The organism is Burkholderia sp. AW33-5, assembly GCF_053427615.1.
In genome coordinates, this window is record NZ_JBSAXA010000085.1 from 1 (window position 1) to 747 (window position 747).

Annotated in this window: 1 protein-coding gene and 2 pseudogenes; all 3 read left to right on the forward strand. The window is 66.7% G+C overall.

Annotated elements, in window-relative coordinates; all coding sequences use genetic code 11:
- Nucleotides 1–264, forward strand: a pseudogene (locus ACV22V_RS32430) (VirB3 family type IV secretion system protein); the annotation flags it as partial.
- The gene (locus tag ACV22V_RS32435; protein ID WP_448016822.1) at nt 257–469 is read left to right on the forward strand and encodes a hypothetical protein; all 213 of its coding nucleotides are present in this window, start codon (nt 257–259) and stop codon (nt 467–469) included. The pseudogene ACV22V_RS32430 and the gene ACV22V_RS32435, both read left to right, overlap by 8 nt.
- Nucleotides 460–747: pseudogene (locus tag ACV22V_RS32440) on the forward strand (transporter); the annotation flags it as partial. The gene ACV22V_RS32435 and the pseudogene ACV22V_RS32440, both read left to right, overlap by 10 nt.

Sequence of the window (747 nt, forward strand, 5' to 3'; positions counted from 1 at the left end):
TCCGGCGTACCGATCTTCCTGTTTTTACGGCACGTCTGCGTAACCGATGACCAGGCGCTGCGCCTGTTCTGGCTGGAATTCCGCTGCTGGCTCGATCGCCGCCGGGTTGCGGTGTTCGGCAAGACGTACACGCTCGCGCCGATGCGCTATGGCCGTGACGTCGGCGTCTACACCCGGTCGTTTGCGCGCGGCCGTGATCTGGAGCGCTTCGAGGCGCTGCGTCAACGCCTGCTCACGCAGGCAGAGGAGGACAACGATGAGTAATCGCCATTCCATTCCGCCCGTCGACGGCGTCGCCAGCGCGTGGCCGGCCGACGTCGGTCACACGATGATTATCGGGACCACGGCCGCAGGCAGGACCAGCTTCGCCGCCTACGACGTGCTGCGCTTGACGGCCGAGGAATTCCGCATCATTCGCGGTCATCCGTCCGGCGACGCGCGGGACGCGGGAGACGAAGCATGCGCGTGAGCAACGACCTGAACCGCCTGGTCGCGGCCGCAGAGGACAAGCTGCCGCGCATCGGCCGCCCGGTGTCGGAAACGGTCACGAGCCTGGACAACGGCGGCGCCTTCATGGTGATGCGCGTGAGTGGCGTGCCGTTCGAATCGGTCAGTCGTGGCGAGATCGAGGCGCGCTACGACAGTTGGAACCGGCAGCTGGCCGCGATGACGCTGGAGAAGGGCAACCGCCTGTCGCTGTGGAGCACATTCCGCCGGCGCCGTGTCTCGTTCGGCGACGAGTACCGT